This window comes from Jatrophihabitans telluris (assembly GCF_023516435.1).
Classification (GTDB): domain Bacteria; phylum Actinomycetota; class Actinomycetes; order Mycobacteriales; family Jatrophihabitantaceae; genus Jatrophihabitans_A; species Jatrophihabitans_A telluris.
On the sequence record NZ_CP097332.1, the window covers coordinates 2,867,840 to 2,890,443 of the forward strand.

Below are 22,604 nucleotides of genomic sequence, written 5' to 3' on the forward strand. Positions count from 1 at the left end.
GCCTGATCCCGGCCCACGGTCCCAGAAGAGGGCCGCGGGGACAACGGGGTTTCCACGCGTGAGCGGGCGCACCGTGACCGCGGCCCGGCTGCTGACTACGCTCGAAGGGTGGCTGAACTGCGGACGGTGCGCGCCGGAACCTTGGACTACGAGCAGGCCTGGGCCTGGCAGCGCCAACTGCACGCCCAGCGGGTCTCAGGCGAGATCGAGGACACGGTGCTCCTACTGGAGCACCCGCCGGTCTACACGGCGGGGCGGCGCACCGAGAGCTGGGAGCGGCCGGTCGACGCGACGCCGGTCATCGACGTCGATCGCGGCGGAAAGATCACCTGGCACGGCCCGGGACAGCTGGTCGGCTACCCGATCCTGGAACTGGACGATCCGGTGGACGTCGTCGCTTATGTCCGGCGGATGGAGACGATGCTGATACGGGTCTGCGCCGAGTTGGGTGTGGACGCCGGCCAGGTCGAGGGACGCAGCGGCGTGTGGCTGCCGGCCGGCGGTGGGCGGCCCGAGCGCAAGGTTGCGGCGATCGGAATCCGGGTCGCGCAACGGGTCACGCTGCACGGCTTCGCGCTGAACTGCGATCCCGACCTGAGCTGGTTCGACCGCATCGTTCCCTGCGGGATTCCCGACGCCAGCGTGACGTCGTTGAGCAGCGAGCTCGGACGTCCGGTGAGCGTCAGCGCCGCGCTGCCTGTCGTCGAACGGCACCTTCCCGAACTGTTGGACAGCGTCGCCGAACTGCGGTCGGCGTGAGTCCGCAGCGCACCCGAACTTCAGCGATCGAGACGAGGACGAGTACGTGAGCATCACTGCCGGCGGAGAGCGCAAGCTCCTGCGCATCGAGGCCAGGAACGCCGAGACCCCCATCGAGCGCAAGCCGCCGTGGATCAAGACGCGGGCGGTGATGGGCCCGGAGTACACCGAGCTGCGTCAACTGGTGGCCTCCGAGGGCTTGCACACCGTGTGCCAGGAGGCGGGCTGCCCCAACATCTACGAGTGCTGGGAAGACCGGGAGGCGACTTTCCTCATCGGTGGGGACCAGTGCACCCGGCGCTGCGACTTCTGCCAGATCGACACCGGCAAGCCCGAGCTGCTGGACCGCGACGAGCCGCGACGGGTGGCCGAGAGCGTCCGGCAGATGCAGCTGCGCTACGCCACCGTGACCGGTGTGGCGCGCGATGATCAACCTGATGGCGGGGCGTGGCTGTACGCCGAGACCGTCCGCCAGATCCACGCGTTGAACCCCGGTACCGGAGTCGAACTACTCATCCCGGATTTCAACGCGGTCCCCGAGCAGTTGGCCGAGGTGTTCGCCTCGCGCCCACAGGTCCTCGCCCACAACGTCGAGACGGTGCCTCGCGTCTTCAAGCGGATCCGGCCGGCTTTCCGGTACGACCGCTCGCTCGGAGTCATTTCCGCGGCCCGCGCCGACGGACTGGTCACGAAGTCGAATCTCATCCTGGGGATGGGCGAGGAACGCGCGGAGATCTCGCAGGCCCTGCAGGACCTCTACGACGCCGGTTGTGAACTCATCACCATCACCCAATACCTGCGCCCGTCGAAGCGTCATCACCCCGTCTCGCGGTGGGTCAAACCCGACGAGTTCGTCGAGCTGGCCGAGGAAGCGGAAGAGATCGGGTTCGCCGGCGTCCTGTCGGGTCCGCTCGTCCGGTCGAGCTACCGTGCCGGACGCCTCTACCAGCAGGCCATGCAGGCACGCACGTCGGCCACCGATTCGCCCTGACACGGGGTCTGCGTTCCACCGAGCGCCGCGCTCCGCGAGAGCCGGTGCAGTCCTACCACCGCGGTCAGCGGCGTTTGGCGCTCCAGACCACGCCACCGATGAGTGCGCTGATCGCCAACGCGTCGACGAGCACGATCAGCGCGGCGTCCGTCTGCCACACGAAGATGCGGGACCGACCGTCCAACGGGGGGTCGGCGATGACGCGGGTGCCGTCGCTGCCGAAGCGGGCCGCGGCCGCGATCTGCTGTGCGCTCGAGCCCGCCGCCGACGGGCTGGGGGTTGATTGGGCAGAACTGGACCCGGCTGAGGATCCGGTGCCGCCGGCCGATGAACCAGTCCCCGACGCGCTGGCGGCCCCGGTGCCGCTGCTTGAGGCCGTTGCGCGCGAGCTACCCGCGGCTCCGGCCGTGGCCGAACCGCCCGCTTGCTGAGACGGCGCGGCGACCGACGGTGCGTCGATCCGCTGGCTGGTCGATGCGACCCCGCCACCGGAGGTCGTAGAAGGCTTCGGAGTGGTCGGGGTGTGAGTGGGAGGCGTCGGCGTACGGCTCGGCGTGACGGTGACCGAGGCCGGCTTCACGCGGACCTCGGCGTGCGCCGCGGTGCCGTCCACTGCCACGAACTGCACCGAGAAGGTGGTCGGACGGCTGAACGACGCGGTCAGGCACGCACCGCCGGTGGCCGCGACGCCTGTGGTGTCGATCGTGGCCACGTCGGCCACATTGTTCTGCGGGTCGACGAGGGAGACGGTGTAAGGCACCGAGTCGAGCCCGGTCGCCTTGCGGTAGGCGTAGGTGTTCGGGTTGGCCCAGTTCTGCAGCGTCGCCGAGACGGCGGCGGTGTCACTGGTCGTCACGCAGGCCCCGGAGGATTTCGCATCCGCGTCGACGGTGGGCACGGGGATCGTGTAGTCCGGGCTCTCGAAGCTGCAACGCGTCGCGATGTTCAGGCTGCGAGTGCTGCCGTTGACGTCGGCGGCCAGTACCCTGTCGCCGGCCTCGATGGTGCCGTTGAGCTTCACGGTCACCGTCGTGTTGTCGACGTTGACGACGGTCGGCAGGGGCGGGTTGGCATCGTTGGCGTGGTTCGGCCCCGACAGGGTCAGGGTGTACGTGCCGATGGCGGCGGACGGATCGTTGAGCTTGACGTTCACGTCGCTGTTGGAGTCGAGGCAGGCGTAGGCCGACAGTGTGTCGACGGTGGCGCCGGCGGGTGCCGTCAGCCAGACCAGCCCGGCACCGATGCCGGCGAGGCCCAGGGACGCGGCCATCACGCGCGCGGTTGATCTGCGCATGGGACGACCCCCTCTCGCTGACCTTTCGAAAGCTTCATCGGCTGGAAACACCGGGACATGCAGGGTTCATTACTAACAGTGAGATAACCATACACCCAGTTGACTCACACGGGTACAACAACATCGGTCTCGGTCACGTCTGATCCGCAGGTCAGGAGGCCACCCGTGCGCACGGGCCCGGGGCCGCCTCGACGGCGCCGTAGCGCTGTCTGACGCTGTCGTCGGCGCAGCTTATCCTTGTGCGTATGGCGCAGGCATTCGGGTCGAAGAAGGCCCCCAAGAGCAAAGCAAGTCGAGCGGACAAAAAGGCCACACGCGCCCTGAAGCGTCAGCGGCGGCGCGAGACGTTCTCCTCCATCGGCCAGGCGTTCTCGATGACCCGCAAGAACGACTCGCGGCTCATCCCCTACCTCGTTCTCGCCTTCATCGCCGGTGCTCTGCTCGGCTTCTTCGTCCTGTTCATCCCCACCGGCACCTGGTGGCTCGGGATCGTGCCCGCCGTGGCGGTCGGTCTGCTCGCCGCCATGTTCGTGTTCTCCCGCCGCGCGCAGTCCTCGGCCTACAGCCAGGCGGAGGGCCAGCCCGGTGCGGCGTCCTACGTCCTCGGACAGATGCGTGGTGACTGGCACAAGACCGATGCCGTCGCCGGCACGACCCAGCTCGACGCCGTCCACCGCATCCTCGGCCGGCCCGGGGTCATCCTCGTCGGCGAGGGCGCTCCGCACCGGGTGAAGCCGTTGCTGGCCCAGGAGAAGAAGCGGGTGTCCAGGCTGGCCGGCGATGCGCCGATCTACGACATCGTCGTCGGCAAGGGCGAGGGCGAAGTGCCGCTCGGCAAGCTGAACGTGTACATCATGAAGCTCCCCCGCAACCTCTCCAAGGAGCAGGTCGTGGCCCTCGATCGCCGCCTGGCCGCGCTGTCGACGGCCCGCGCACCGCTGCCCCAGGGTCCGATGCCCGCGGGAGCGAAGATGCGCAACATGCAGCGTGCGGCCCGCCGACGCGGCTGAGCCGATCATGACCGAGCCCACCGCTCGACCAGCGGCAACCGGCAAGGCACCGGGGCCCGCCACGCCCAGCCGCCAGCGCTTTCGCGGCCAGCGTCTCGGCCGTCCCGAGTCCGGCCCAGGGTCGCTGGCCCCCTTCGGTCGCCGGGCGCTGGCGTTCCTGATCGACGTCGCCGCCTCCGGCCTGGTCGCGGGCCTGTTCGTCCGGCGTCATGATCTACCCGGCGCCGCCGGGCACCTGCCGGGCCAATGGAGCCTGGTCCCGCTCGCCGCGGACTACCTCATCGGCCTGGTACTGCTCGGGCGCACCTTCGGGATGTATCTCACCGGCCTGCGCGTCATACGTGTCGATCGAAACGTCGCCATCGGTCCACTCCGCGCGGCGGCTCGCACCGCATTGCTCGTTCTGCTCATCCCGGCGGTGGTCATCGACTCCGACCTTCGCGGCCTCCACGATCGGCTGACCGGTACCGCGGTCATAGTGCACTGACGATTGCCCGCGACCGGCTTACGAACCATTCGTACGCAATTGACGGATCCGGCCAGACACTGTTCCCTCGACATCGGTGTGGCGGTCAGCGCAGCCTGCCCCGCCAGGACCCTCTGTAACCTCGCCGAAACAAGCGAGACACCGCTCGGCAACCGCGTATTTCTAGCTTGAGAGCGCTAACGAGGCGCTCCATCCCACCCAGCCCTCGGCGTCGCGGGCCTGTGCTCGACGCCGAACCGACGGCAGACAAGGACGGCCGATGTTCAACAGTGCGCAAGAAGTACTGAGCTTCATCAAGAACGAAAACGTCGAGTTCATCGACATCCGGTTTACGGACCTGCCCGGCGTGCAGCAGCACTTCAACGTCCCGGCCTCGAACTTCAACGAGGACTCCTTCACCGAGGGGCAGATGTTCGACGGTTCGTCCATCCGCGGCTTCGCCTCGATCCACAAGTCCGACCTGAAGCTCATCCCCGATCCGGCCACGGCCTACGTCGACCCGTTCCGCAAGGCCAAGACGCTCAACATCAACCACTCGATCGTCGAGCCTCGCACCGGAGAGCCCTACGAGCGCGATCCCCGCCAGGTCGCCACCAAAGCCGAGCAGTACCTGAAGAGCACCGGGATCGCCGACACCGTCTACTTCGGACCCGAGGCCGAGTTCTATATTTTCGACGAGGTTCGCTACGAGTCGAAGATGAACACCGCGTCGTACTTCATCGACTCCGAGGAAGGTCACTGGAACACCGGCCGCATCGAAGAGGGCGGCAACCTGGGCTACAAGACCAACGTCAAGGGCGGGTACTTCCCGGTCAGCCCGTACGACCACTTCGCCGACCTGCGCGACGAGATCTCCACCGAACTGATCAACGCGGGTCTGGAACTGGAACGGGCCCACCACGAGGTCGGCACCGGCGGCCAGGCCGAGATCAACTACAAGTTCGACACGCTCACCCATGCGGCCGACCAGATCCTGCTCTTCAAGTACATCGTCAAGAACGTCGCGTGGCGCAACGGCAAGTCGGCGACCTTCATGCCCAAGCCGCTCTTCGGCGACAACGGTTCGGGCATGCACTGCCACCAGTCGTTGTGGAAGGACGGCGAGCCGCTGTTCTACGACGAGACCGGCTACGCCGGACTGTCCGACATCGCGCGCTGGTACGTCGGGGGGTTGCTGCACCACGCGCCGTCCGCACTGGCGTTCACCAATCCGACCGTGAACTCCTACCACCGTCTGGTCCCCGGGTACGAGGCTCCGGTGAACCTCGTCTACTCCGCCGGTAACCGATCCGCCTGCATTCGCGTGCCGATCACCGGCACCAGTCCGAAGGCCAAGCGCATCGAATACCGCGTCCCGGACCCGTCGGCCAACCCGTACCTGGCCTTTGCCGCGATGCTGATGGCCGGGCTCGACGGCATCAAGAACAAGATCGAACCCCCGGAGCCGGTCGACAAGGACCTCTACGAACTGCCGCCGGACGAAGCCGCCTCGATCCCGCAGGTGCCGGGTTCACTCGACCAGGTTCTCGACGCTCTCGAAGCCGACCACGACTACCTGACCGAGGGTGGCGTGTTCACGGAGGATCTCATCGCCAGCTGGATCAGCTACAAGCGGATCAACGAGGTCGACCCGGTTCGACTCCGTCCGCATCCCTACGAGTTCGACCTCTACTACAACATCTAGTCCGCGCCCCACTGCGAGCAAGCCGTCCCGAACGCCCGCGATTGCTGGTCCGATGTTTACCATCGGCTCCCGGTGATCGCGGGCGTTGGACGTTTCGTCGTCGATCCAGGGCCTGGCAAATGCCGGCCCGCTCGATCCGCACAGCTGACCCCCGCCATTCGGGCGGACCCGCGGCGGCCGGCTCCGATCAGGAACCGGCGCTGGTTGCCATCTCGCTGAGGAACTCGCGCCGGTGGCGGCGGTCACGCTGGTTGAGCAGCAGCCAGAACGCCCAACCGACCGCGGCCACCAGGATGAGGCTGATCAGCCGGTAGACGAGCACCCCCGCCGTCGCCTCGGACAGTTGCAGGCCGCCGTGCGTGAGCGAGATCAGCAACGCGCCGTCCACCAGACCGATGCCGCCGGGTAGCAAAGGAAGGCTCGAGGCGGCCATGCCGGAGGCGTAGGCGACCATGGCTACAGCCAGTGTCGGACCGTCAGCCCCCACCGCGCGGCAGGCTGCGATGAGGCACAGCAGATCGAGTAGCCAGTTCAGCCCGGCGAACAGCAAGCCGATGGCCCAGTCCCTGGTTCGTGGACGGATCAGCAGGAGTTCGTCGAGCAGCTCGCCGACCCGCTCCTGACCGGCCAGCGGTGGCCGTCGCAACACGGCGTTGGCCCGGCGCACCGCCCAGGTCCCGATGCGCAACAGCAGATCGGGACGGCGGGCCAGGCGCCGCAGCCCAATGCCGGCGGCCGCGACGCCGAGAATCTCGATCGCCACGACCACGAAGTTGTCGGCCCCGCCGGCCAGACTTGCCCCGAACGCACCGATGACCGTCAGGGCCAGGGTGCTCAGGACGCCGGAGGTGAGCATGCCCCACGTAACGACCGGCGCGCTCGCACCCCACCCTCGCATCCGACGGAACGTGTAGCCCGTTGAGATCACCGGGCCGGCGGGCAGGGTGACGCTCATTGCGTTCGCCGCAAAGGTCACGGCCACCGCGCGACGCAGGGCCAGGGTCACTCCGCCGGCCGCCAGCATTCGCCGCTGAACGCGGGCGAAGTAGACCATCGATCCGAGTTCACACCACAGGGCGATCGCCAACCATCCCCATCGCGGGTGACTCAGCGCGTGCCGGGCGGCGGCCAGGTGCGGCGCGATGGCGTAGCCCTCGACCGCCAGGACCGCCGCCACGATCGCCAGAGCCGTAACCCGCAACCACGGATGCCGGCCGGCGTGGCCTTGTTCGCAACGTGCCCACGAGGACGCGGGAAGGACCTTGCGCGAACCGTCGGAATCGCGGACCTCGCTGATCGGGTCAGCAGACGCGAGCGCACTCGAACCGCTGACACGGTCCTCCAGCTCGGTCATGGCTCGGCTCCGATACCTCAGTGGTGCCGCGGCAGACAAGGCGTCAACCGACAACAGCCACAGCGGTGTCCCGATCGCGGTTATTCCGTTCTCGTGACCGTTGCGCCTACCCCTCTGTGCCGCTCCTGAGATACGGCCATGTCCTCGTCGGGCCGCGGCCGCGAGAGTGAGAGGATGTTTCGGTGACCACGACCGCCCGCGACACCGCCTCGGGCAACGTCGCACCGGATGGTCGCGCCCATGAGTCCGGTCGGCGCCGCTTCCGGGGCGTGCTCCCGGACCGGATGCTGCAGCACCGCGAACCCCGCTGGTGGCAGGAGATCGCCATCATCGGATTCTGCTACTGGATCTACAGCGAGATCCGCAACCTGGTGCCTCAGCAGAAGTCGATCGCCGAGCGCCACGGACGCGGCGTTCAGCACCTGCAGGACGCCTTGCACCTGAACTTCGAGCGATCGCTGAACAGCTTCGTGGCCGACCACGAGCCGATCGCCCAGGTGATGAACTACTACTACGCCACCTTGCACTTCATCATCACGATCGCGGTGCTGATCTGGCTTTACGTCGCCCATCCGCGCATCTACCGCGGCGCACGCACGGTCATCTTCGCCACATCGCTGATCGCCCTGGCCGGCTTCTATCTCTATCCGCTCGCTCCGCCACGGCTGTTACCGCAATACGGCTACATCGATACGCTTCAGGTCTTCCACACCTGGGGATCGCTCGCCGATCCGAAGGTGGCCGAGCACTCCAACCAGTACGCCGCCATGCCGAGCCTGCACATCGGCTGGTCGCTGTGGTGTGGAGTCTCGATCTTTCTGTGCGCGCGCCGTATGTGGGTTCGCCTGCTCGGCGCGATCTACCCGGTCTGCACCCTGCTCGTGATCGTCGGCACGGCGAACCACTTCATCATCGACGCGGTCTTCGGGCTGATCGTGTTCCTGATCGGCTGCGGGGTGCAGTACCTCCTGTCCGGCCGCAGCGCGTACCGCAAGGCACCGCATCCGCCGCCGGCCATGCTCCACGCCAAGCGGAGCAAGCCCGAGACGCCTCAGTCGGGCTCGTAGAAGATCGACTCGACCACCCGGCGAGCCCGCCTGGTGGCGCGTCGGTAGTCGTCCACGATATGGCCGGGCTCGGGATCGGGTGGGTAGCCGAGCACCCGGCCGATCGCGACCAGCGTGAGCCCCTGGGTGGGCAACTGATCCTCGGCCTTGTCGCGGACGAGCATGATCGCGTCCCGAGCGCGACTGGCCAGCCGCCACGCCGCTTCCAGTGCGGCCGCGTCCTCCGCGGCCAACAATCCGGCTTCGGCGGCGGCCCACAGGGCCGGCAGGGTCGATGGAGTACGCAGCCCGGCCACCTCGGCGGCATGCCGGAGCTGGAGCAACTGGGCGGTCCATTCGACGTCGGACAGCCCTCCTCGGCCGAGCTTGGTGTGGGTGTGCGGGTCGGCGCCTCGAGGTAACCGTTCGGCGTCCACCCGTCCCTTTATGCGCCGGATTTCGATCACGTCAGCGGGAGCCAGGCCGCCGACCGGGTACCGCAGCGGGTCGATGAGCTCGATGAACCGCTCCCCCAGGTCAGGATCGCCGGCGCAGAAGCGGGCCCGCAGCAGCGCCTGCGCCTCCCACACCGACGACCAGCGGGCGTAGTACTCGGCGTAGGAGTCCAGTGAGCGGACCAGGGCACCGTTGCGGCCCTCGGGACGCAGATCGGCGTCCAGGACCAGAGGCGGATCCGTGGACGGGGTGGCCAGCATCCGGCGCAGCCGCTCAGCCAGTTGACCTGCCTGCTTGGCGTGGTCCGCGCCTCCGCTCGCCGAGCCAGGTCCACGGGGTCGGAAGACGAACAGCACGTCGGCATCGGAGCCGTAACCCAGCTCCTGGCCGCCCAGTCGGCCCATCGCGATCAGGGCGAAGTCGAAACCGAGTTCGGCAACGTCGAGCTCGGCGGCCAGACCCGCGCGGGCCGAGGCGAGGCTTGCCCCGAGCGTGGCGTCGGCCAGTTCGGTCAACGCGATCCGTACCGCGCTGTCGTCGAGCAGGCCGACGAGCTGGCTGAAGGCGACCCGCAGCAGCTCGACCCTGCGCAGGGCGCGGATGACGTGAGCGGCCGCGGCGGGGTCCTCCTGCCGGCGCGCCGCGGTCAGCATCGTGGTCTCGATCTCGGTCCGTCTGCGTGGCACCAACTGGGCGTCGTCGGCCAGCATCTGCAAGGCCTCGGGTGCCCGGACGAGCATGTGCGCAACGTAGCGGGACGTTCCCAGTATCCGCGCCAACCGGGTCGCCACCGCGCCCTCGTCACGCAGCAACCGCAGGAACCACGGCGTGTCGCCGAGGGCATCGGAGACCTGCCGGTAGGCGAGCAGACCGGCGTCGGGGTCAGGCGCGGAGGCCAGATCGGACAGGATCACCGGGAGCAGCGTGCGCTGAATCGCGGCGCGGCGGGACAGGCCCGCCGTGAGCGCCTGAAGGTGTCGCAGCGCTCCGGCGGGATCGGCGTAGCCCAGCGCCTCGAGTCGACGCCGGGCCTCGTCGGGGCTCAGCCGCATGCCTTCGGAAGGAACCCGGGCGACCGCTTCCAGCAGCGGTCGGTAGAACAGCTTCTCGTGCAGGCGCCGGACCTCGCGCGCATGCAGCGCCCACTCCGAGTGCCAGACGGCCGCGGCATCGCCACGACTGTCCGGCCGGAAACCCATCGCCCGAGCCAGCCTCGACAGGGCCGCCTCGTCGTCGGGAACGAGATGGGTCCGGCGCAGGCGGACCAGCTGCACCCGGTGTTCAGCGGTGCGCAGGAATCGGTAGGCATCGGCCAGGCTGAGGGCGTCGTCCCGGCCGACGAACCCACCGTCGCGCAGCGCGGCCAGGGCGGGCAGGGTCGCACGGACCCGAAGGGCCTCGTCGGCCCGACCGTGCACCAGCTGCAGCAGCTGCAGCGCGAACTCGACGTCGCGCAGCCCACCCGGGCCGAGCTTGAGTTCTCGGTCGATGACCGCCGCAGGGATGTGGTCGACGACGCGGCGGCGCATCGCGCGCACGTCGGTCACGAAATCGGCCCGTTCGGCGGCCGACCAGACCATCGGCGAGATGACCGCCAGATACGCCTCGCCGAGGTCGAGGTCCCCGGCAATGGGACGAGCCTTGAGCAGCGCCTGGAACTCCCAGGTGGAGGCCCAGCGACGGTAGTAGGCCTCATGGCTGGCCAAGGTGCGGACCAGCGCTCCGGACGCGCCCTCCGGACGCAGATTCGCATCGACTTCCCACGCCGCCTGCCCGCAGATCCGCATCATCGCGGCGGCCAGCTTGGTGGCTGAGGTCAAGGCGGCCTCGACGGGCTGGTCGGCGTCGAGCGGCTCGGCCACGAAGACGACGTCGACGTCGGAGACGTAGTTCAGTTCCCGCCCCCCGGTCTTGCCCATGGCGATGACGGCCAGCCGACAGGACGCCGCCGCGGCCGGGAGTTCTCGACGGGCGACCGCCAACCCCGCTCTGAGCACGTAGCCGGCAAGATCGGCCAGCGCCTCGGCGACCTGCTCCAGGGCGAGCTCGCCCGCCAGGTCCCGGGCGGCGACTCGCACCAGCTCATCGCGGTAGGCGTCCCGGAGAGCGTTGACGGCGTCGTAGTCCCCGACCGCGGCCGCGCATCCGGAGGTCCCGGTGACGGGATCCAGGACATCGGCGCCGACTGCGGCCGCCAGCCGCTCCTCGGCCGCCGCGACGTCGAAGCGGTCCTCCAGAAGACCGGCGACCGCCTGCGGACGTCGGATCAGGTGCTCGCCGAGGGCGACGGAGGCCCCGAGGGTGTACAGCAGCCGAGACCGGAACAACGCGTTGCGGGCCAGGTCGTGCCGGACCTGGCGGCCGAGCTCGGTGTCAACCAGCCCGCTGAGGGCCGACAGCGCGAGATCGGGATCGGCGGCGCGGGCCAGGGCCGAGACGATCATCGCCGCGTCGTCGTCGACAGGGCTGTTGGTGGCCACGTCCCACAGCCCCAGGGGGGTCCCCGTGACGAGTTCGACGGCACGTTCCGGATCGGCGAAACCCAGCCGCACCATCCGCCCGCGCACCCGCGAGCGCAGCTCGAGCGGGGACGTGACGGGCGGCTCCGAAGCTGGCCGCGTCGCGCGCGCCGCCGAGTCGGCCGACACCGTCAGTGCGCGCCGTGCGGCTGACGCGAGGCGTTCAGCTCCGCCGCAAGCGCCGCCCTGATCTCGGCCGGATCGGTGATGGGAGCCGCGGTGCTCGCCGGCGGCCCGGCCATCGGCAGGGTTCGCGGCCCCGCGGCGGCCTGCGGATCCCGCGCCACGTCGACGAATGCGGCCGCCACCGGGCGCCATGCCTCCTCGATGTCGGGGTGAGCCGTCGCGGACCGCTCCAGGATCCGGGCGACGTCGTAGTCAGCCATCACTTCGGCGTCCTCCTCGGCCCACGTCGCGACCATCTCCGGCGTCGTCTCGATGTGGAACTGCAGGCCCCAGGCCAACCGGCCGACGCGGAACGCCTGAACCTCCGAGCCCGGCGAGGACGCCAGCAATACCGCGCCGTTGGGCAGCCGGCTGATTTCGTCCACGTGCCACTGCAGTACGTCCGGCGTGATCGGCAGTTCCTTGAACAGCGGGTCACCGGCCGCCGCCTGACGCTTGGCCACCAGCTGCGCTCCGTACTCCGCGCTGGCCGCACGCTCGACGCGGCCACCGGCGGCGACGGCGAGCAACTGTCCACCCAGGCACACCCCGAGCACCGGCTTGTCGGAGGCCACTGCGCCGGTGAGCAGCCGGCGCACCTGGGGCAGCCACGGGGCCCCGTCGTCGTCGTAGGCGTTCGCGGCGCCACCGAGGACGACCAGAGCCGAGTGCTCGGACAGATCGTCCGGGAACTCGGCGCCGGCCGGACCGGACCGGACGTCCAGTTCGGCGCCCGCGTCGGTCAGCCAGGTGCCGAGCCGGCCGACCGGGTCGGACTCGTCGTTCTGGATGACGAGGATCGGGGCGGCGAGCGGCGCTGCGGACATGACTCCAGGTTACTGATACCGCCTTACAGGGAAGGCAGGTACCGGCGCAGTTCGAACGGCGTGACCTCGGCGCGGTAGTCCACCCATTCCGCGCGCTTGTTGCGCAGGAAGAAATCGAACACGTGCTCGCCCAGGGTTTCGGCCACCAGTTCGGAGGACTCCATCACGTCCAGGGCATCAGAGAGGTTGTGCGGCAGCTCGTCGTAGCCCAGCGCGCGACGCTCGGTGTCCGACAGCGACCAGACGTCATCCTCGGCGCCGGGAGGCAGCTCATAGCCCTCCTCGACGCCTTTCATACCGGCGGCCAGCAGGACCGAGAAGGCCAGGTACGGATTGCAGGCCGTGTCCAGCGAGCGGACCTCGACCCGGGTGGAGTTGGCCTTGTTCGGCTTGTACATCGGCAACCGCACCAGCGCGGACCGATTGGCGTGGCCCCAGCAGACGTAAGTCGGCGCCTCGACGATCTGGCCCGGTGCCGAGTAGCCGAACAGTCGCTTGTAGGAGTTGACCCACTGGTTCGTGACCGCCGTTATCTCGCGAGCGTGACGGAGCAGACCGGCGATGAACGATCGAGCCGTGGCGGACAGGTACAGCTCGTCGCTGGCGTCGTGAAACGCGTTGCGATCGCCCTCGAACAGCGACAGGTGCGTGTGCATACCGCTGCCGGGCTGGTGACGGAAGGGCTTGGGCATGAACGTCGCGTGCACCTGCTTGGCCCGCGCGACCTCCTTGATGATGTGGCGAAAGCTCATGATGTTGTCGGCCATCGACAGCGCATCGGCGTAGCGCAGGTCGATCTCCTGCTGGCCGGGCGCGACCTCGTGGTGGCTGAACTCGACCGATATCCCAACGGCCTCCAGCGCGGTGATGGCAGCCCGCCGGAAGTCGTGGGCGGTGTCGTGACTGGTCATGTCGAAGTAGCCACCGTTGTCGATCGGCTTCGGCTCGGTTCCGTCGCTGGGACGGTCGCGAAGCAGGAAGAACTCGATCTCGGGATGGGTGTAGAAGGTCAGCCCGCGGTCGGCCGCCTTGGACAGCGTCCGGCGCAGGACGTAGCGCGGATCGGCCCAGGACGGGGAACCGTCGGGCATCGTGATGTCACAGAACATCCGGGCGGTGTCGCTGGGATTGCCGTCGTCGCTGGGCAGCACCTGGAACGTGGACGGATCGGGCCGGGCGAGCATGTCCGACTCGCTGGCCCGGGCGAAGCCCTCGATGGCCGAGCCGTCGAAGCCGATGCCCTCGGCGAAAGCGCCTTCGAGCTCGGCGGGGGCGATGGCGACCGACTTCAGCGTGCCGAGCACGTCGGTGAACCAGAGCCGGACGAACCGGATCTGGCGCTCTTCGATGGTACGGAGGACGAACTCCTGCTGACGGTCCACGAGGTGCAGTCTGCCGTGTCGAGGTTTCGGGCGCGACAACGACCCGCCATTACCGCCGTGCTACTTGGCCGAGCCGGCCAGCCAGCTCGCCCAGGACACATTCCAGTAGCCGGAGTTCCATTCCTGCAGGGTGCGGCCGGTGTTCTTCACGTCCACGATGTCACCCGGCTGGGACCAGTGGTAGAACCACCAGGAGTTGTCCGGGGACACGTTCAGGCAGCCGTGCGAGGTGTCGGTGTTGCCCTGGGCCCAGATCGACCAGTCGGCCCAGTGGACGTACTCGCCGTCGTAGGAGATCTTCACCCCGACCGGAACGATCGTCTTGTAGGCGTTGGCACCCTTGGACAGGCCGAACGAGGCCGAGTTCATGTTGATGTTGGTCTCGCCGCCGATGACGACGTGCGGGCCGGAGTTCGTGCGCAGGTCGATCAGCCCGGCATCGCCGGGAATCGAGGTGTGCTTGCCCATCGACGTGGGGATCGTCTTGATCAGCTTGTTGTTCTGATACACCTGGATCAGCTTGGTGTTGTCGTCGGCGATCGAGACGTGCCGATCCCCGACCGTGAAGGATGCGGCCGAGTCGGCCTGGCCGTACAGGCTGGCGGACGCTCCCCCGAAATTCTTGCCGTAGATGCTGGTCTTGATGCTGACCTTCGTGCCGGGCTGGAGGTAGCCCTTGGTCCGCCAGTAGACGTTCTGGTCGTCCAGCCAGCTGAACGCGCCGGCCTGCTTCGGGGTGGTGGTCACGGTCACCGCTGACTGCGCGGCCTTCTTGTCGGCGATCTGTTCGTCGAAGTGAATCCTGACGACCTGACCGACACCCTGCTTCTGCCCGGCGACGAAGGCCTGCCCGGCAGCGGTGGTGATGTAGGCCATCGTCTGATTGTCGGGGACCACGGTGGTGAAGGAGCTGGTCTTGCTGACCGGGCTGCCTGCGGTGTCGGTGCCGGTGGCGGTCAATCGGTAGGTCTTTCCGTAGCCCAGCGGCTCGCCCGACGTCCAACTTGTCTTGTCTCCGGACAGGCTGCCCTTCACGGCTGTGCCGTCGGTGTTCTTGAGCGTGACCTCGGACAGCTCGCCGTGGGCGATGCCGACCGTGACGGGAGCGACCGGGCTGACGTCCTTGGCGCCGGCGCTGGCGCTCAGGCTGAAGACGGCGGCTTCCGGCGCCGGTGCGGACGAGGAGGAGGTGGGAGTCTGGATCGTTCCGGACGAGGAGGTCGTCGAGGATTGGCTGGACCCGCTGGCGTCCGGCGACTTCTTCGCCGAGCAGGCCCCCAGCACGAGTGCGGCGACAGTGACCGCCGTTGCCGTCAGGACCACACCCCGGTGGACTCCGTGCCTGCTGCGAACCAAGACTTCCTCCAGACCACCCACGGCACGCGGGAGTCGCGAACCGGACAACCTATGTGACGCCACTGACGCGTCAACTGTTGCCTCATCGGGGACGCCGATGGAGGGGGTGGCAGGCCAGCCTCGCGCGGGTGCACCCTATTGTGACCTACTTTCCGGCGACTTCACGCCAAGACCCATGACGAAATGGTGTCAAAACCGGTTATGCCCCGGCCCCAGAACCTGTGAATCCCGGTCGACTACCCGCCCCACCGGTCCCTCACAGCACCCGGCAGACTGGTGCCTGTGAGCACTCTGCGCATCGGGATGGCCCAGGTCGACCTCACCGTGGGCGACTTCGACCGCAACGTCGAACTCGTCCTTCGCCGGGTCGGCGAGGCGGCCGAGGCGGGGGCACAGCTGGTCGTGTTCCCCGAGATGACCCTGACCGGCTACATGCCTGAGGACCTCGTGCTGCGCCGCTCGTTCCGGGAGGCCTCGCGCCAGGCCTTGACCCGGACGGCCGCGACGCTGGCCGAGGCGGGCTACGGCGACATCGCCGTCGTGGTCGGCTACCTCGACTCCGACTGCGGTGCGCGCAACGCGGCGGCTTTCGTGCAGAACGGCGAGGTGGTCGCCCGCTACTTCAAGTACCACCTGCCGACCTACGGCGTGTTCGACGAGGACCGGTACTTCGTCCCCGGGACCGAGCTGGTCGTGATTCGATTCGGCGGGGTGGACGTGGCCCTCACCATCTGCGAGGACGTCTGGCAGGACGGCGGTCCCTTCACCGCGGCGGCGGCGGCTGAGGTGGGCCTGCTGCTGAACATCAATGGCTCCCCCTACGAACGCAACAAGGACGACATCCGCTTTCCCCTGGTCGCACGGCGGGCGCGCGAAGCCGGCGCGCCGGTGGTCTACGTCAACCAGGTCGGCGGCCAGGACGAGCTGGTCTTCGACGGCGACTCCTTCGTCGTGGATGCCGGTGGTCGCCTGCTGGCCAGGGCTCCGCAGTACGCGGAGGGAATGTTCTACCTCGACCTGGAGGTAGCCCCCGCGGTGAGCAACGCGACGCCCGTGGTCGGTGACTTGAGGGTGCGCCGGGTCGACGCCCCGCTGCCACCACGGGCGCTACCCGCCGCGGCGGATCTGCCGGAGGTGGGGATCGCCGAACGCCTCGTCGACGAGGAGGAGGTGTGGCGTGCGCTGGTCACCGGCACCCGCGACTACGCCCGCAAGAACGGCTTCGCCAGCGTCGTGCTCGGCCTCAGCGGCGGTATCGACTCCGCGGTGGTAGCGGCGATCGCCGCGGACGCCCTGGGTGGCGACGCCGTTCACGGGGTGGGCATGCCGAGTGCGTACTCCTCCGACCACTCCCGCTCCGACGCCGCGGACCTCGCGAGGCGGGTCGGCGCCCACTATCAGGTCGTCGAGGTCGAGGCGATGGTGCGTGCGTTCGTGCACGCGCTGAAGCTGACGGGCCTGGCCGAGGAGAACGTCCAGGCCCGAGTGCGCGGAACGACCCTGATGGGCCTGTCCAACCAGCACGGTCACCTGGTGCTCGCCACCGGCAACAAGAGCGAGTTGGCGGTCGGCTACTCCACGATCTACGGCGACGCGGTCGGCGGCTTCGCCCCGATCAAGGACGTGCCGAAGTCCCTGGTGTGGCGCCTGGCCCGCTGGCGCAACGACGACGCGGTGTCTCGCGGCCATACCCCCCCGATTCCGGAGAACTCGATCAGCAAGCCCCCGTCGGCGGAGTTGCGTCCGGGCCAGCTCGACTCCGACTCCTTGCCCGACTACGAGCTGCTGGACGCCGTCCTGCTGCGCTACGTCGACGCCGATGCCGGCTTTGCCGATCTCGTCGCCGAGGGCTTCGATCCGGCGCTGGTGACCCGGGTCGCGCATCTCGTGGACGCGGCCGAGTGGAAACGTCGCCAGTACCCGCCCGGCCCCAAGATCAGCTACAAGGCCTTCGGCAAGGACCGGCGGCTGCCGATCACCAACCGCTGGCGGGAGTCGCGCGCCGCTCGCTGATCGGCCGCGAACCTACTCTGCTAGGTCGTCCTAGTAAATCGTGAGGGATATCTCCGTCCGAACCGGTTACAAACTCGCTTCGCAGGGTGTCCAACAGGTTTCATGCGGTGCACGATGGTTGTGTCCACCGATGGCCCGGGGACCGGCATGGCCGGCCTCGAGGAAACAAAGGATCATGGCACATGAGCGAATCCCTCTACGGCGGATCGTCCACCCGCCGCGTCACCATCCGCGACCTCGCGAGCGCCAAGCAGACCGGTGACCGCTGGCCCATGCTGACCGCCTACGACTACCTCACCGCCCGCGTGTTCGACGAGGCCGGTGTGCCCGTCCTGCTCGTCGGTGACTCGGCGGCCAATGTCGTCTACGGCTATGACACCACCGTGCCGGTGTCGGTCGAGGAACTCCTGCCCCTGGTTCGCGGCGTCGTTCGCGGCGCGCAGCGCGCCCTGGTCGTGGCCGATCTTCCCTTCGGCAGTTACCAGGGCTCACCCCAGCAGGCGCTCGATACGGCGGTGCGCTTCATGAAGGACGGCGGCGCCCAAGCGGTCAAGCTCGAGGGCGGCGTACGGGTGGCTCCCCAGGTCGAGCTGTTGACGTCGGCCGGGATTCCGGTTATGGCGCACATCGGTCTGACGCCGCAATCGGTGAACACGCTGGGCGGCTACCGGGTGCAGGGACGCGGCGAAGAAGCCGGCCATCAGCTGCTCGAGGATGCGCAGGCACTTCAGGACGCAGGTGCCTTTGCGCTCGTGATGGAGGTCGTCCCCGCCGACCTGGCCAAGAAGATCACCCACGACCTGCACATTCCCACGATCGGGATCGGCGCCGGTGTGGAGTGCGATGCGCAGGTGCTCGTGTGGCAGGACATGGCCGGACTTCGTGGGGCCGGCCAGCCCGCCAAGTTCGTGAAGCAGTACGCGGACCTGACCGCCGTACTCACCGATGCTGTCGGCCGGTTCGCGTCCGAAGTACAGGCCGGGACGTACCCGGGGGCCGAGCACAGCTACCACTGAGGCAGGCGGCGCAACCTTCAGGTACCGGCTCCCGCCACCGCACTGAACCGGACGAGGCGGGTTGCGACGTCCGCCTCGTCCAGCCGCACCTGGATGGTGCTGCCGGCTCGCAGACCGTCGCCGCCGCACTTGGCCCGCACTGGAGGCTCCTCGATCGCGATGGTGCCGCCGCGTTCGGAGGATTCCAGGACCACAGCCGGGAAGTGCTCCCCGACCCGATCGGTGAGCAACAACGCCTCCACCGCGTCGACGACGGCCCGGTCGACCGTGTGGGCGAGGTGGTCGGCCGCCTGCATCTGCTCGGGTAGCTCGGGCAAAGCCTTGTGCACCCAGTCCGGCACGGGCTGATCCGCCTGCAGCGAAAGGCAGATCTCGGTTGCGTAGCGGTCGATCAACCTTCGCAGCGGAGCGGTCACGTGTGCGTACGGCCCTCCGATACCGGCGTGGCCGGTCTCGTCGGGCAGTTCGCCGTCGAAGACGCGGTAGCCCGCGCCGCGCAGCAGCGAGGAGGCCTGTTCGAGAAAGGCCGCGTGCTTGGCGTTGGTCGGATCGAGAGTTGCGATGACGTCGCCGGGTGGCACGTCGTCTGGCCAGGAGACACCCAACGCCGGCGCGATCCGGCGCAACTCCGCGACGGTGGCATCCGAGGGCGGGGGCAACGTCCGCAGCACGCCGACCTTGCCCTCCAGCATGATCGTGGCAGCGGCGATGCCGGTGAGCAACGAGATCTCGGCGTTGGCGTTCTCGATGTCCAGAGGCGCCCGAAGTTCCAGGGACCAGCCGGCGTCCGTGCTCACCACCTGTTGCTCAGGCAGGTTCAGGGTGATGGCATGGCGTCGCCGGGACAACGTCTGGCGCAGCCGGCCGACCGCGAGCAGATTTCGAGCGCCGGCGGGCGCGCTCCCACCGGCCAGCGCAGCGGCGAGTTCGGGGTAGGAGAACTGGCGGCGACTGCGAACGACGGCGCGGCGAACGGTAGCCGAACGCTGATTGCCCTGTACGTCAAGGCCGATCTGCCACAGCACGGCCGGCCGGTCCTGACCGGGAAGCAGGCTGGCCGCGCCTTCGGACAACACTGACGGGTGAAGCGGGATACGGGTATCGGGAAAGTAGAAGGTCTCGCCCCGGTGATGCGTCGCCTCGTCGAGGGCACCGCCGGGCTCGACGAAGTGCGCGACGTCGGCGATGGCATAGCTGACGAGATAGCCGTCGGTGGTGTCGGCGATGTGCAGGGCCTGGTCGAGATCCTTGCTTCCGGCCGGATCCACCGTCACGAACTCGATGTCGGTGGCATCGAAGCGATCGGTCGGCAGCGGACGCGCGGCCGACCGCTCAGCCTCGGCGTTGGCCACGGAGTCGAAGTCACCGGGGACGGCCAACTCCGCTCGGATCGCGGCGAAGTCCAGTGACGGGGCGACAATGCGACGCTGAGCCACCCTCGATCAGCCCTCGGTTCCGGACGTGGGCGGCGCCGACGGTCCCGCGGAATTCCACGCATCGTCCTCGGCGTCGTAGTGCCGCTCGCGTTCGGCGATGGTCTGCAACGCGCGGTCGGCTTGCGCCTCGGTGGCGAACGGGCCGATCCGGCGGTCGGAATTGCAGTCGGCGAAACGCTCCGCGCGATGATGCTCCTCGCAGTACCACCAGGTCCCTTCACGATCCTCGCTGCTCATGACCGCACCCTATCTCCGCGTTGAAGTCGATGGCGACGACGGCGGATGCGACACCAGGGCCCGGGTGGGCGGCGGACGAGTCGACCTGTAAGCCGGGTCCTGTGATCGGTGAACCGATCGGCGACCATCCATCTCGGCCTGTCGTTGCCGACGGGCTCTAGCGGTCTACCCGCGAACTCGGGCGAGCAGCCCTCGAACGTTCGCGCAGCCAGTGGCACGCCACCGACTTCTTGACCTTGCTCCGGGTGGGGTTTACCAAGCCACTCCGGTCACCCGGAACGCTGGTGGTCTCTTACACCACCGTTTCACCCTTACCCGCGGCCCGGACGAACCGGGTCGTGGGCGGTCTGTTTTCTGTGGCACTTTCCCGCGGGTCACCCCGGGTTGCCGTTAACAACCACCCTGCTCTATGGAGCCCGGACTTTCCTCGGCAACCCTGCTCGGGTTGACGCGGCCGCCCGGTCGGCTCGTCCGCCGCGCCCTGATGATAGTCGGTCGCGGGTGGGACGTGATCCCGCTCGCTGCCTGCAAACGCCGGACGGCGGATGGTTAGCCTTGCCGTTATGCCCGACCTGTCCGCCACCGATTATGTGCTGTCCATCGCGGCGGGTCTCGTGGCGGGCTGGGTCAACTCAGTCGCCGGTGGCGGATCGTTGATCCTGTACCCGGCCCTCGTCGGCGCCGGCCTGCCCACGGTGGACGCCAACGTCACGAACTCGGTCGCGCTCTGGCCGGGATACGCGGGAAACGTCGTAGGTCTCGGACCAACCCTGCGCGAGAACACTGACGACCTACGAAGGCTGGCGGTGCCCTCGATCGTCGGAGCGGTGATCGGGTGCGTGCTGCTGCTCATCACCCCGAGCTCGACGTTCGACATCGTGGTGCCGTTCCTGGTCATCGCAGCCAGCCTGCTGCTGGCCGCGCAGCCCTCGCTGACTCGACGGCTCGGTGGTGAGCACGTCCCCCGGCCGGGTGCCCTGCTGCTCTCGACCGGCCTCGGGGCTGTCTACGGCGGATACTTCGGCGGCGGCCTCGGGGTCATCCTGTTGGCGACCCTCGGCCTCACGCTCGGTTCGGGATTGCGCGTGGCCAATGCGGTCAAGGGTGGACTGTCGCTGCTGATCAACAGCGTCTCCGTGGTGGTGTTCGCCGTGTTCGGCCCGGTGCACTGGGTCTTGGTCGCGGCCGTGGCCCCCGCGACCCTTGTCGGCGGTGTGGTCGGCGGCCGATTCGCCGCCCGGGTGGACGAAACCGTGCTGCGCCGCCTGGTCGTCGGCTTCGGGCTCATCGTCGGGCTGTGGCTGGCCTACCGGGCCTTCCGTTGACGACCGATACCCCCGCGTTGATCATCGGGCTGGTCCTGATCGCGCTGTGCCTGGCGGCCGCGGTGGTCCGGCCCTTCGGTCTCAGCGAGTCGGCCGTGGCCATACCCTGCGTCGCGATCGCCCTGATCACCGGCGCGAGCACCCTGTCCGTCGCACGCCACTCGGTCGGCGGCCTGCTGCCGACGGTGGCATTCCTGGCCGCGATTCTGAGCTTCGGACATCTCTGCGCCAAGGAAGGGGTGTTCGACTACCTGGGCAGTCTGACGGCTCGACTGTCCGCCGGGTCTCCGCGACGTCTGCTGGTGCTCGTGGTCGGTTTCGCCGCTCTGGTGACAGCGACCCTGACCCTGGACGCGACGGTCGTGCTGGTCACTCCCGTCGTACTGGCCACGACCCGGCAACTGCGTGTCGCCGACCGTCCGCACAGCTACGCCTGCGCGCATCTGGCCAACTCGGGATCATTGCTGTTACCGGTGTCGAACCTGACCAACCTGCTGGCCTTTGCCGCCAGCGGGCTGAGCTTCGGACGGTTCGCGGCGGTCATGACGTTGCCATGGCTGCTCGCGTGCGCCCTGGACTGGGCCGGACTCCGGTTGGCCTTCAGGGCCGACCTGCGTACGAAGGCCAGCGGCGCCGCCGAGCCCCGCCCGCTTCCGCGCTACGCGTTGGCGGTCCTGGGGCTGACGATCACCGGCTTCGTGGCGACCACAGCGGTCGACGTGGCGCCGGCGTGGGCCGCATTCGCCGGCTGCGTCGCCTTGGCCGCGCCGGCACTGACAAGGCGTCGAACGACCCCCGTCGAACTGGTGCGCGAGGCGAGCCTGGGGTTTTGCGCCTTCGTGTTGTGCCTGGGCGTACTCGTGGCCGGCGTGCTGGACAAGGGCGCACAGCGCTGGCTGGCGCATCTGGTGCCTTCGGGGACGGGTCTGGCCAGCCTGGTGCTGCTGGCCCTGATCGCGGCTGTGCTGGCGAACCTGGTGAACAACCTGCCAACGACGCTGGCGTTGCTGCCGCTGGTGTCCGGTTCTCCACTGGCTGTCCTGGCCGTTTTGGTCGGGGTGAACATCGGTCCGAACGCGACCTACCCTGGGTCGCTCGCCACGCTGCTGTGGCGGCGCAGCCTGCCCGAGGACGCCAAACCGAGCGCCCGGGAGTTTCATCTGTTGGGACTGTCCACCACGCCCATCGCGGTCGTCCTGGTCACCGGCGTGGTGTGGCTGTGCGCGGCGCCGCTGGGACTGCGCTGA

The 22,604-nt window shown here is 68.6% G+C and carries 18 protein-coding genes and 1 other RNA gene; 10 read left to right on the forward strand and 9 right to left on the reverse strand.

Going from position 1 to position 22,604, the window contains the following annotated elements; all coding sequences use genetic code 11:
• The first annotated feature begins 108 nt into the window (after positions 1–108).
• Together lipB and lipA are read left to right on the forward strand one after the other, a co-directional pair.
• Positions 109–759 (forward strand): lipoyl(octanoyl) transferase LipB, encoded by a 651-nt coding sequence (gene lipB, locus M6D93_RS13330; RefSeq protein WP_249769771.1) that lies wholly within the window; start codon positions 109–111, stop codon positions 757–759.
• Between the two features lie 46 nt (positions 760–805).
• Positions 806–1,750, forward strand: coding sequence for a lipoyl synthase (gene lipA, locus M6D93_RS13335; protein WP_249769772.1), 945 nt, complete (start codon positions 806–808; stop codon positions 1,748–1,750).
• A 64-nt stretch (positions 1,751–1,814) separates the two neighbouring features.
• Here the strand turns inward: lipA and M6D93_RS13340 are convergent, their stop codons facing one another.
• Positions 1,815–3,044 carry a hypothetical protein gene (locus M6D93_RS13340; protein WP_249769773.1) on the reverse strand — a complete coding sequence of 410 codons (1,230 nt, stop codon included), beginning with the start codon at positions 3,042–3,044 and terminating at the stop codon, positions 1,815–1,817.
• A gap of 245 nt (positions 3,045–3,289) precedes the next feature.
• On the opposite strand from M6D93_RS13340, the gene M6D93_RS13345 reads away from it, so the two are divergent.
• From M6D93_RS13345 to glnA (M6D93_RS13355), 3 genes are all read left to right on the forward strand, one after another.
• On the forward strand, positions 3,290–4,054 hold the full coding sequence (locus M6D93_RS13345) for a DUF4191 domain-containing protein (protein ID WP_249769774.1): 765 nt from the start codon (positions 3,290–3,292) through the stop codon (positions 4,052–4,054).
• A 7-nt stretch (positions 4,055–4,061) separates the two neighbouring features.
• The gene (locus M6D93_RS13350; protein ID WP_249769775.1) at positions 4,062–4,541 is read left to right on the forward strand and encodes an RDD family protein; all 480 of its coding nucleotides are present in this window, start codon (positions 4,062–4,064) and stop codon (positions 4,539–4,541) included.
• Between the two features lie 259 nt (positions 4,542–4,800).
• Positions 4,801–6,225: a type I glutamate--ammonia ligase gene (glnA, locus tag M6D93_RS13355; protein ID WP_249769776.1), complete on the forward strand. Its 1,425-nt coding sequence runs from the start codon at positions 4,801–4,803 to the stop codon at positions 6,223–6,225.
• Positions 6,226–6,412: 187 nt separating this feature from the next.
• On the opposite strand, the gene M6D93_RS13360 is transcribed toward glnA (M6D93_RS13355), so the two are convergent.
• Positions 6,413–7,579 (reverse strand): lysylphosphatidylglycerol synthase transmembrane domain-containing protein, encoded by a 1,167-nt coding sequence (locus M6D93_RS13360; protein ID WP_249769777.1) that lies wholly within the window; start codon positions 7,577–7,579, stop codon positions 6,413–6,415.
• Between the two features lie 182 nt (positions 7,580–7,761).
• Between M6D93_RS13360 and M6D93_RS13365 the strand changes: the two genes are divergently transcribed.
• A complete protein-coding gene (locus tag M6D93_RS13365; protein WP_249769778.1) occupies positions 7,762–8,646 on the forward strand; it encodes a phosphatase PAP2 family protein in 885 nt (294 codons plus the stop codon).
• Here M6D93_RS13365 and M6D93_RS13370 read toward each other — a convergent pair.
• From M6D93_RS13370 to M6D93_RS13385, 4 genes are all read right to left on the reverse strand, one after another.
• Positions 8,631–11,636: a bifunctional [glutamine synthetase] adenylyltransferase/[glutamine synthetase]-adenylyl-L-tyrosine phosphorylase gene (locus M6D93_RS13370; protein ID WP_249769779.1), complete on the reverse strand. Its 3,006-nt coding sequence runs from the start codon at positions 11,634–11,636 to the stop codon at positions 8,631–8,633. The two genes, M6D93_RS13365 and M6D93_RS13370, sit on opposite strands and share 16 nt — an antisense overlap.
• A 95-nt stretch (positions 11,637–11,731) precedes the next feature.
• On the reverse strand, positions 11,732–12,592 hold the full coding sequence (locus tag M6D93_RS13375; protein WP_249769780.1) for a type 1 glutamine amidotransferase: 861 nt from the start codon (positions 12,590–12,592) through the stop codon (positions 11,732–11,734).
• A 23-nt stretch (positions 12,593–12,615) separates the two neighbouring features.
• The gene (gene glnA / locus M6D93_RS13380; RefSeq protein WP_249769782.1) at positions 12,616–13,974 is read right to left on the reverse strand and encodes a type I glutamate--ammonia ligase; all 1,359 of its coding nucleotides are present in this window, start codon (positions 13,972–13,974) and stop codon (positions 12,616–12,618) included.
• Between the two features lie 60 nt (positions 13,975–14,034).
• Positions 14,035–15,297 (reverse strand): L,D-transpeptidase, encoded by a 1,263-nt coding sequence (locus M6D93_RS13385; protein WP_249769783.1) that lies wholly within the window; start codon positions 15,295–15,297, stop codon positions 14,035–14,037.
• Positions 15,298–15,612: 315 nt separating this feature from the next.
• Here M6D93_RS13385 and M6D93_RS13390 point away from each other — a divergent pair, with 315 nt between their 5' ends.
• On the forward strand, positions 15,613–17,343 hold the full coding sequence (locus tag M6D93_RS13390; protein WP_249769784.1) for an NAD+ synthase: 1,731 nt from the start codon (positions 15,613–15,615) through the stop codon (positions 17,341–17,343).
• Positions 17,344–17,525: 182 nt separating this feature from the next.
• A complete protein-coding gene (panB, locus tag M6D93_RS13395) occupies positions 17,526–18,359 on the forward strand; it encodes a 3-methyl-2-oxobutanoate hydroxymethyltransferase (protein WP_249769785.1) in 834 nt (277 codons plus the stop codon).
• 17 nt (positions 18,360–18,376) lie between these two features.
• Here panB and M6D93_RS13400 read toward each other — a convergent pair whose 3' ends face one another.
• The 3 genes from M6D93_RS13400 to rnpB all read right to left on the reverse strand — a co-directional run bounded on the left by M6D93_RS13400 (position 18,377) and on the right by rnpB (position 20,502).
• Positions 18,377–19,795, reverse strand: a complete 1,419-nt coding sequence (locus tag M6D93_RS13400; RefSeq protein WP_249769786.1) for an RNB domain-containing ribonuclease — start codon at positions 19,793–19,795, stop codon at positions 18,377–18,379.
• 6 nt (positions 19,796–19,801) lie between these two features.
• On the reverse strand, positions 19,802–20,032 hold the full coding sequence (locus M6D93_RS13405) for a hypothetical protein (protein ID WP_249769787.1): 231 nt from the start codon (positions 20,030–20,032) through the stop codon (positions 19,802–19,804).
• Positions 20,033–20,104: 72 nt separating this feature from the next.
• Positions 20,105–20,502: RNase P RNA component class A (gene rnpB / locus M6D93_RS13410), an RNA gene on the reverse strand.
• Between the two features lie 93 nt (positions 20,503–20,595).
• Between rnpB and M6D93_RS13415 the strand changes: the two genes are divergently transcribed.
• Positions 20,596–21,357: a sulfite exporter TauE/SafE family protein gene (locus M6D93_RS13415; protein ID WP_249769788.1), complete on the forward strand. Its 762-nt coding sequence runs from the start codon at positions 20,596–20,598 to the stop codon at positions 21,355–21,357.
• Positions 21,330–22,604, forward strand: coding sequence for an SLC13 family permease (locus M6D93_RS13420; RefSeq protein WP_249769789.1), 1,275 nt, complete (start codon positions 21,330–21,332; stop codon positions 22,602–22,604). The genes M6D93_RS13415 and M6D93_RS13420 overlap by 28 nt, the downstream gene beginning before the upstream one ends.

What these genes read in the sequence shown, in the direction of transcription:
- M6D93_RS13340 (WP_249769773.1), bottom strand. Translation starts at nt 3,044, where the DNA reads ATGCGCAGATCAACCGCGCGCGTGATGGCCGCGTCCCTGGGCCTCGCC.
- M6D93_RS13345 (WP_249769774.1), top strand. Translation starts at nt 3,290, where the DNA reads ATGGCGCAGGCATTCGGGTCGAAGAAGGCCCCCAAGAGCAAAGCAAGT.
- M6D93_RS13350 (WP_249769775.1), top strand. Translation starts at nt 4,062, where the DNA reads ATGACCGAGCCCACCGCTCGACCAGCGGCAACCGGCAAGGCACCGGGG.
- glnA (WP_249769776.1), top strand. Translation starts at nt 4,801, where the DNA reads ATGTTCAACAGTGCGCAAGAAGTACTGAGCTTCATCAAGAACGAAAAC.
- M6D93_RS13360 (WP_249769777.1), bottom strand. Translation starts at nt 7,579, where the DNA reads ATGACCGAGCTGGAGGACCGTGTCAGCGGTTCGAGTGCGCTCGCGTCT.
- M6D93_RS13370 (WP_249769779.1), bottom strand. Translation starts at nt 11,636, where the DNA reads ATGGTGCGGCTGGGTTTCGCCGATCCGGAACGTGCCGTCGAACTCGTC.
- M6D93_RS13375 (WP_249769780.1), bottom strand. Translation starts at nt 12,592, where the DNA reads ATGTCCGCAGCGCCGCTCGCCGCCCCGATCCTCGTCATCCAGAACGAC.
- panB (WP_249769785.1), top strand. Translation starts at nt 17,526, where the DNA reads ATGAGCGAATCCCTCTACGGCGGATCGTCCACCCGCCGCGTCACCATC.
- M6D93_RS13405 (WP_249769787.1), bottom strand. Translation starts at nt 20,032, where the DNA reads ATGAGCAGCGAGGATCGTGAAGGGACCTGGTGGTACTGCGAGGAGCAT.
- M6D93_RS13415 (WP_249769788.1), top strand. Translation starts at nt 20,596, where the DNA reads ATGCCCGACCTGTCCGCCACCGATTATGTGCTGTCCATCGCGGCGGGT.